At 64.5% G+C, this 8,653-nt stretch carries 8 protein-coding genes; all 8 read right to left on the bottom strand.

Translation table 11 applies throughout. The features are described from left to right. Positions 1 to 77: 77 nt before the first annotated feature. The 8 genes from FK256_RS00520 to drmC all read right to left on the bottom strand — a co-directional run bounded on the left by FK256_RS00520 (position 78) and on the right by drmC (position 8,648). Entirely contained in the window at positions 78 to 518 is a 441-nt protein-coding gene (locus tag FK256_RS00520; protein ID WP_039894357.1) for a hypothetical protein, read from the bottom strand. Further along, the gene (locus FK256_RS00525) at positions 515 to 1,411 is read right to left on the bottom strand and encodes an ABC transporter permease (protein WP_141423300.1); all 897 of its coding nucleotides are present in this window, start codon (positions 1,409 to 1,411) and stop codon (positions 515 to 517) included. Before FK256_RS00525 ends, FK256_RS00520 begins: the two co-directional genes overlap by 4 nt. Further along, on the bottom strand, positions 1,408 to 2,364 hold the full coding sequence (locus FK256_RS00530) for an ABC transporter ATP-binding protein (RefSeq protein ID WP_141423301.1): 957 nt from the start codon (positions 2,362 to 2,364) through the stop codon (positions 1,408 to 1,410). Before FK256_RS00530 ends, FK256_RS00525 begins: the two co-directional genes overlap by 4 nt. Positions 2,365 to 2,691: 327 nt before the next feature. Continuing rightward, positions 2,692 to 4,149 carry a hypothetical protein gene (locus FK256_RS00535; RefSeq protein ID WP_141423302.1) on the bottom strand — a complete coding sequence of 486 codons (1,458 nt, stop codon included), beginning with the start codon at positions 4,147 to 4,149 and terminating at the stop codon, positions 2,692 to 2,694. 27 nt (positions 4,150 to 4,176) lie between these two features. After that, positions 4,177 to 5,640, bottom strand: a complete 1,464-nt coding sequence (locus FK256_RS00540) for a hypothetical protein (protein WP_141423303.1) — start codon at positions 5,638 to 5,640, stop codon at positions 4,177 to 4,179. 149 nt (positions 5,641 to 5,789) lie between these two features. Beyond that, positions 5,790 to 7,049, bottom strand: coding sequence for a DNA glycosylase AlkZ-like family protein (locus tag FK256_RS00545; protein ID WP_141423304.1), 1,260 nt, complete (start codon positions 7,047 to 7,049; stop codon positions 5,790 to 5,792). A 12-nt stretch (positions 7,050 to 7,061) separates the two neighbouring features. Beyond that, the gene (gene nucS / locus FK256_RS00550) at positions 7,062 to 7,757 is read right to left on the bottom strand and encodes an endonuclease NucS (RefSeq protein WP_021610041.1); all 696 of its coding nucleotides are present in this window, start codon (positions 7,755 to 7,757) and stop codon (positions 7,062 to 7,064) included. A gap of 84 nt (positions 7,758 to 7,841) precedes the next feature. Then, positions 7,842 to 8,648 carry a DISARM system phospholipase D-like protein DrmC gene (gene drmC, locus FK256_RS00555; protein WP_141423305.1) on the bottom strand — a complete coding sequence of 269 codons (807 nt, stop codon included), beginning with the start codon at positions 8,646 to 8,648 and terminating at the stop codon, positions 7,842 to 7,844. Positions 8,649 to 8,653 lie beyond the last annotated feature (5 nt).

Consider the following 8,653-nt stretch of genomic DNA (forward strand, 5'->3'; position numbering starts at 1 on the left):
TCCCCCACATCTCCGGATCCGCAGTGGTCCGGCGGCAGTGCTGCCGGACCACTGCGCACGGGGCGCGAGAGCGCCGGTCACCGGCCGTCAGCGCTGCGCTGTTTCCTGCTGAAGCCTCCCGCACGCAGTGCCAGCGCGAGGGCCATCAGTCCCATCAGAGAGCTCGCCATCAGCCAGAGCCCCCAGGCCAGGTAGCTGTCGGCCAGCAGCCGTCCTCCGGAGATGGCCGACAGCGTGAGGAGCCAGATTGCCGATACCGCCCCTATCCAGTGACGGGCACCCACCGCGACCAGGGTGAAGACGATCCAGCTCAACGATATCCATACTTCTTTGCCGCCTCCGCTGGCGGGAACCAGTGTTCCGTGCCCCTCGGGGAGCAGGAGCGAGATGGTGACCGTCGGCAGTTTGAGGAGCAGGATCGTCAGGACGAGCCCCAGCGCGAGACGAGCAGGCCCCGGAGTGCACCAGAAGCCGGCGTGCTGGGCTCCGGCGGCAAGCTCGGTCGTTCTCGTTGTCATGAGCGCCGCCTCCACATCCGCGCCCCCGCCAGGACGCAGCAGGCGAGCAGCGGCAGCGCCATGAGAAGCCTGAGCCACTCCACCCGTTCGACCCCGGTGCCCGTGTAGAGACCCACCGCGACGTCGAGCCACTGCTTGAGCGGGTTCCACTCCAGGATTCTCTTGAGGGCCTCGGGGAGCTGCTCCAAGGGCATCGCCGCGCCCGAACCGAAGAACATAAGGAAGAAGACGGCGGCCGACAGGGCCTGGGTCGTACGCGAGGAGACCCTCAGCGCGCCGATGAAGAAGCCCAGTGCCGAGAGCCAGGCGATCGAACCCGCCATGACCGTCAGGAAGCGCGGGTTCCACAGTTCGGGCCTCACGCCGTCGCGCACGGCGACCACCAGGACGATGATCATCGAGGCGGCCATCACCAGCGCGAGCGTGGACAGCAGCAGGGCGATCACGAAGTGCCGGCCCCGCAGTGGGAGTGTGGAGTAGCGCCGGTCGATTCCGCGCGAGCGCAGCTCGGCCAGGTATATCGGCATTCCCATGAGCAGCAGGTTGGCCATGACCGACAGGATGAGCGAGGGGAACATGACGTCGATGAATCTCACGCCGGGGGCGACCTCGTTGGAGGCGTAGGGAATGCCGATGAAGACGTACATGATCACCGGGAAGGCGAGGGAGAAGAATACGGCGACGGGCTCGCGCAGCAGCAGGACGAGCTCCTGACGGGCCCACACCGTCACCACCCGCCATCCGGGAGCCAGGGCTTGGGGCTGGCCGGGCTGGGACCGCCCAGCTCCGGAGGCGCCGGCCAACAGGGTGCCGGAGACGGGCGGCGCCGCGAGGGCGTCGGGCTGCGGGTGCGCATGGCGCGCCCGCCGGGTCTGCTGTGATTGCACGGTCATCGGGCTACCTCCTGATTCGCTTGGGAAACCGCTTCGGCGAAAACGTCCTCCAGCCGGATCGGCCCTTTGAGGATGTCCTGATAGTGCAGGTCGCCGCGGTCGCGAGCGGCCTCGATCTGCTCGGCCATGGCGGCCACGGTCTGTCTGTCGGAGATGAGGACGCGCGTGTCCCCGGCCTCGACCAGCTCGACGCCGTGGGTGAGGGCCCAGGCGTCCACGGAGGACTCCACCCCGATCAGCCGTAGCCGCCACCGGCCGCCGGCCAGATCGAGGATGTCGTCGACCGTCCCCTGGAGGACCAGGCGCCCGCGATCGAGGACCAGCAGCCGATCCGCGTAGGCCTCGGCCTCGCTCAGGTCGTGGGTGGAGGCCAGGACCGCCACGCCCTCGCTGCGGCGTCGCCGCAGGAACTCCCACAGCTCGGCGCGCGCCACGGGGTCGATGCCGCTGGTCGGCTCGTCGAGGACGAGGGCACGGGGGCGGCCGATACAGGCCAGGACGACGTCCAGGCGCCTGGCCCACCCGCCCGACAGGGAACCGATCGCCTGGGTCATATAGGGGCCGAGGCCGAGCTGGGCGACAATCTCATCGACCGGCCCCGGATCGGCGTACAGGCCGGCTACCGCGCGGATCGCCTCGCGCACCTTGAGTCGCTGGGGCAGACCCGTCTCCTGGAGCTGGACGCCGACGAGGGCGCGCTGTGGGGTGGAGGGGCGCACGGCCTCGCTGTTCACCAGGACCTCGCCCGAGGTCGGCAGGCGCAGGGCGGAGACCATCTCCATGGTGGTGGTCTTGCCCGAGCCGTTGGGGCCGACCAGTACCACGATCTCCCCGGGGTGCACCACGAAGGAGACGTCGCTCAGGGCACACCCCGAGGCCTTCGGGTAGCGCTTGGCAACGTGGCGCCACTCCATGACAGGGACTTTGCGCGCCGGCGCAGTAGCGGCTTCCATGGCAGCTCCTCACATGCCTTCGTCACTGAAAACCAGTTTGTGATTCAAACCTTGAGACCAGGATACCCTCTATTGTTTGCAACGCAAACCCCTTTGGATGACAGAACCGATCGCGACGCCCTGCGCCTGGCGGCCCGTACGGAGCCTCGCCTACTGGGCCCGGCTGTGCTCCACGCGGATGACCGCCAGGTTGACATCGCGCTCCACGCGGGCCGACGGCGCCGTCATGGCCGGTCTAGGCGGCGACGGCGCCGGCCAGACGGCTGCACATCGGCGAGGCCATGACGCCCCTCAGCGTCCATCCTGGGCAACCGAGGTCTCTTCTCATCATGAGTTCACAGCGGTAGGCGTAGGTTCAGACGTACCCGAGGGATATCCGAACCACGCATCTGCCGGATAGAAAACATCATGCAAAACAATCCCCCATGATGAGACTGCAATTGAGTCTCCCCATGCCGAAATCGGGATTTCGTTGACATCCTGCCCCGCGGATAGGGATACGAGTTGAAGTGCTCCGTCTCTGTTGCTCGCATGTTTTGACGGCGCCAGATACGCAATATCGCCGAAGACGCACGCTGTGCTGGGAATTGCGCGCTCACCCGAGTTCCAAGACAGTATTGGCGTGGCCGATCCTGGCTGCCTCACGGAAAAGATGGAATCTCCATACTCTCCATAGAGAATAACCTCGTGTTGATTGGTGTAGATCGGAATCTGAGTAGCCAGCCCGTGAAACTGCTGCGGATGATCGGCAAGGAGAATATTCTCTCCTGTCGCAATATTTTGCGCCCGGAAGGCGTCTCTCTTGTAGGCCTCCAGCTCTCTGCTCGAGTTGTCTGATTCTTTATAGTACACCCAGCCGTCTTTAACAGACTTGATGACTTTCTGCCCCCGATCTTCCGAGACTCCGGTTACTAGATACACAATGACCGCCTTGTCCTTTACAAGCAACGCCTCACCCAGCGATTCTTCTACCTGAAATCCATCCGCAAAAACAGTGCTCGCGTCAAACTGAATGGAGAGGTCGGCTGCACTGATACGAAACCCGAAACTATCAGCCTTTTGAGATACTCCCCGAGTGTCTCCGACAATCAACAAAGTGCCGTGTTCGACATCGAGCGTCAAAGTAACACGATAAAGAAATTTGTCGTCAACAACATAGTTTTTGGCGACACATATCGACGCGACAATCGCATGGTCAGATAGAGACACTTTGATCACATGGATTGACGCAGAACCTTTCGGCGGCTCACTTGTTAGGTTTTTAGTAGAGTGAATTCCAGCAGTGATGTATGCGTAAGAGTCGTCAAGAACTGCCGGGCCAACGGCGATGGTGGGCCCCGGATCATATGGCCCGGCCGCCGTTGCTGGGCTACTACTGGACGATGGCGATGGTCCGGGTGACATCTTCACTGGCATTATGCTCCAGTTTTCCTTGCCATCTGGTATAATCGCCCAGGTCGACGGTCCGCTCAGATCGACGACGACGGGGCATAGTCCATTGGAAACTCTCCCGTCCAGCTCTGGAATCTCGGCGGTGCCGCACAGATGTTGTTTATGTAGAGCGGTCACCGTTGTTTGAATGTCACCTTCGGGCCATAACGGAAATTCGGAAAAGGAGGAAGGCGCCGCGCCGTCAGCCGGAGGCAATACTCTTGATTCCGGTCCCAGAGTCGGCGCGGGCGCGATTGATGGCGTTGGCCCCATTTTCAGGTTTCTTGAGCAGGCGCCAAGACACCCCGCTATTCCGATGATTGCTGTGGAGATAAGGAAGGTTCGGCGATGCATGGCGATGCCTTTTTGTGAGATGACGGTCTAGGCGGTAGGCGTGGGAGAACCGGTTGGTGGCGATGCTGTCGAGGTGGAGAATGAGACGTCGTCAAACCAATTGGTTGCGGCATAGAATCTGCCATCTGCCACTAAACCCCATGGAGTGACAGCATTGTTCGTTCCGAAATTTATCGCGGTCTTTTGAACATCAGCTATCGTCTCCCCTGAACTGATGGAAGTGATGTCGAACTCACTGCTCGACGCGCTACTTGAAGTTTTTACTTTGTAGAACGAGTACAAAACGTCGCCAAAGACGCAGGCTCTATCAGGAACCTCATGATTCCCTCCGTCCCACGTCAGTGCAGCGGCAGCCGCTCCAGGCGTGCGGATCGACATGGAGTGGGAACTATTCTGATCATTCCATGAAATATATGCCTGCTGATCCGAAGAAATACTTGACCAGCCTTGTAACTCATTCTTCCAGTCACCCTTTAATGCGATCGTCTCACCCGAAACGATATTCCGCGCCGACCCGCTCGAAGATTCCCTATCCTGATTGTCTTTATAGTAGTACCAGTCATCCCTCACTACAATTGGATACCGCTCTCCTGTGCGTTCATGCTTGTTATCACTCAGAAACATGATGGCATAGTCGCCCGTGCCACTCCCTACTCGTTTCACATAGTAAGCAATCGCCTGACCGCACAATCGGATATTGTTTATATCGTGGCCGTCAAGAATCGAGTGGGCATCAAACTGTACTGACAGGTCTGTCACACTGAGACGGAGCGCAATGTAGTCGTTCCCCGAGTCCTGGGAACTGTCCACGCCGACATCATAACCCATAAGGACAAGAGAAGATCGACCGTTTGCGAAGGAGAGGTGCAGCCCTTCAATATCCTCCACTAGATGTCTGTCCGCAACTGTCGTAGCAGCCTGAATCGACCCGTCCGACAGACGAATTTTGACCAGGACGACAGGGCAAGCCGTTCCCTCGGGGAAGTCGGAGCCGCGTATACTGTCCTGGGTGCTGGGAGAGGATAGCGTCAAAGCGCCAAAGGCGAGATAGGCGTACTCACCATCGAGAAGAGTTGACCCCATGAAAATTGTAGTCAGCGCCCCTTTCGGATCCTGATCCAAGTCATCTTCATCAACTAGATCCACTTTCCGTGTGACCCACACACCTTTCTGGTCTAAGAGAACTGCGTAAGTGGTGAGAGTACTGATATCGACAACGACAGGACACCATCCCTTGGTGAAAACGTTGAGCGCGTCTTTAATCCTGGCCCCACCGCATAGGTAACGATCACGCACCGCCGTAATCGTCGTGTAGGTGTCGGCCGCTGGCCAGGTAGACGCGTCCGCGAATGCACTCGGAACAGCGTCAGATTTTGGGGGCGCCGTGGGAACAGGGGTGGCTGATGAGCCAGAACGGCTCTGCCGGCAGGCGACCACTGCTGGTAGCAGTGCGGTTGCACCTGTGACAGCAAGAAACGTACGACGGCGCATGAGTGATCCTCCACTGCGCGGGAACGGGAACCGGCTGCCGTCAATGGTTTCCACTCGGTAGGAATACGGCAATGGGTACCGCTCTCCTCATGGGGAGCCTTCAAGGGGTGGCGAAGTCGGCGGGCAGGAGAGGCCAGTGCTCACAGCGGCTACTGGGCCAGGCGGTACTCCATACGGGTGACGGCCCGGTTGACATCACGCTCCACGCGGGCCGACGGTGCCGCCCCGCCCTTCCACAGCAGGCCCTCGCCGACCGGGCGCACGGCGACAATCTGCCCACGGTCGACCAGGATCGGGCGGAACATGCCGTTGCTCGCCGGGCAGATGAGGCGCTCGCCGTCGTCGTCGGTGAGGCAGGAGCGGTCCTTGTAGCCCACGTGCAGTTCGTCGAAGGAGCCCAGGAAGTGCGTGGCCTGCGCGGCGGTGCGGTGAGCGGACAGGAGGTCGGGCAGGTCGGCGCGCATGTAGAGCAGGCCGGCCTTCGGGGCCGACTCGCCGGGGCCGAGCACTCGCAGGCCGCCGTTCGCCCCGCCCTCGACGACCGCCCGCGCGAGCGGGAGGCGGGTTCCGGCCGGGTCGCCGGCGTCATCGGCCGACGCCGCGGTCTGCTCCTTCCCCAGCTCGACGGCGTCCTCCAGGGCGCGGGTGGCCTGCGTCTTGGGCAGCGTGGTCCAGCGGGCCAGGTCCTCGGCGCTGACCGGGCCGTGGCCGACCGCGTAGCGGTAGGCAATGTGGGCGCAGGCGGCGCGGTGGCCCGCCCCGCTGTGGGCGACGTCGGCTCCTGCGGGCCCGGAGTCGGCGTCGGGCAGGGGACGCGCATCCATGACGAGGTGCTCGTTGCCGACCCGTGGCCCTTGGACGAGGATTCCCTCGCGCTGGAGTCGCACCAGGAGGTGGCGGCGCCGGTAAACAGAGACGTCCTCTCCGCGGAAGGCCTCCATGAGGCCGGCCTCCTGCCAGGCCGCCAGCAGCACCGAGCGCGTCAGCGGCCCCTGGTCGTCGATGAGGCCGAGGGCCACCTCGGCGGCGCGCTCGCACAGGGCCGTATCGACACCGTAGTCGGCCTCGCTGCGCCGGACCCAGGCGTCGGTGCGGTGCATGAGGGCGGCCCGCAGCCAGTGGTGGTCCGCGGCGGTGGTGATGTGGACAGTGCCGCGCATGGGCCAGGAGCGCACTAGGTCGCCTCGCGCGAAGGCGGCCTCGACGTCGGCCGGGGTGGCCGCGGGGGCGCGCACGAGCAGAGCGTGCGGAACGGCGGAGACCTGCTGGCCCTGGATGGCGAGTCTGCCCGCCACCGCCTGGACGACGTCGGACGCGGCGGTGGCGGGGATGAGGCCCTGGGAGATGATGCGGGCCAGGCTCACCTCGCGTGGCAGCGGCGCGGAGGAGTCTCGGGCAGCAGCAGGCACGCTTGTCCCCTCTCAGAACAGTCGGGAGGCCGGGTCGTCCATGCCGCGCATGGCGTCGTAGTCGAGGGTGACACAGCGGATACCGCGATCCTCGGCCAGGACGCGGGCCTGGGGTTTGATCGTCTGGGCGGCGAAGACGCCTTGGACGGGGGTGAGCAGCGGGTCGCGGTCCAGGAGCTCGAGGTAGCGGGTGAGTTGCTCGACGCCGTCGATCCCGCCGACGCGCTTGATCTCCACGGCCACCGAGCGGCCCTCGGCGTCCTTGGCCATGATGTCGACCGGGCCGATGGCGGTGGGGAACTCGCGGCGCACCAGGCGGTAGCCGGTGCCCAGGACCTCGATCTGCTCAGCCAGGAGCTCCTGGAGGTGGGCCTCGACGCCGTCCTTGGTCAGGCCCGGATCCACGCCGAGCTCGTGGCTGACGTCGGAGAAGGTCTCGAAGACGCGGATGACGAGGCGGTCGTCGGTCTTGGAGGCGCGCACCTCCCAGACCTCGCGCACGCCGTCGGCGGCGGCCTCCTCATCCGGATCGGTGACGGCCAGGCGGGCCGGGGCGCTCATCCAGTTCAGGGGCTTGTAGGAGCCGCCGTCGGAATGGACGAGGACCGAGCCATCGGCCTTGAGCATGAGCACACGGGTGGCCCGGGGCAGGTGGGCGTCCAGGCGGCCGGAGTAGTCGACGGAGCAGGAGGCAATAACGAGGCGCACCCGTCCACCCTAGCGGGGCGGACCGAGGCTCGGCTCGACGCCGGGGCCGGCATGCCTGAGCATCGTGTCACCCGGGCGGGGCGCTCAGGGCACCCGCTCGTAGACGGTCTCCTCCAAGTCGCGCATCTGCTTCTCCACGCTGTGGGCCAGGGCAGGGTCATCGAGGCGTAGACCGAGCTCGACGTTGCGCTCCTCGGCACTGTAGGAGAAGTTGGCGCTGCCCACCAGCAGGAAGCGGTGGTCGATGCTGAGGAACTTGGCATGACTCGTCACGGCGCGCCCGTCGTCCTCGGGGGCGCGCGTGCGCATGACGACGGCGCCGCGCAGCCGCCGGGCGATCTCAGCGGTGTCCAGATGGGAGCCGCCACCCCGGTAACGGCCCTGCTCCCGCTGACGTTCTCGCCACTCCTCAGACCGGTGAAAGGGCCCGTCGGCGGCCTGGGTGTCCAGGTAGAGGCGAACCGACACACCGGGACGCTGTGCGCACAGGTTCACCAGGGCTACCCACAGGGCAGAGCTGGGCTGGAGGTTGTAGGTAGCGCAGACCACGGAGGTGTTGGAGCCGCCGACCAGGGCGAACACGTCCGCCGTGAGGGCCCCGCCGACGACGGCCCCGGCCGGGGCGGTCCACACGGGAGTCACGTCCTTGAGCCTGGAGGCGGCGCCGGCGACGGCTCGCAGGACGGCCACGGAGTGCTCTCGCGCCTGCGGCCCGAGTCCTGCAGCCCCCAGCAGCTCGCGGGCCCGCGATCTCCTGGGCGCGGGCACGACGACGAGCGCCTGGCTCAGCGTCGCCCCACCGGCTAGGCGGGCGGCGATGCCGTCAGCCTCTCTTCCGGTGAGGAAGGCGCCCAGGGCGCGCAGCGGATCGAGAACGTCGACGGGCACCATGAGGT

It is taken from the genome of Actinomyces johnsonii (assembly GCF_006546835.1).
In the GTDB taxonomy this organism is placed as follows: domain Bacteria; phylum Actinomycetota; class Actinomycetes; order Actinomycetales; family Actinomycetaceae; genus Actinomyces; species Actinomyces johnsonii.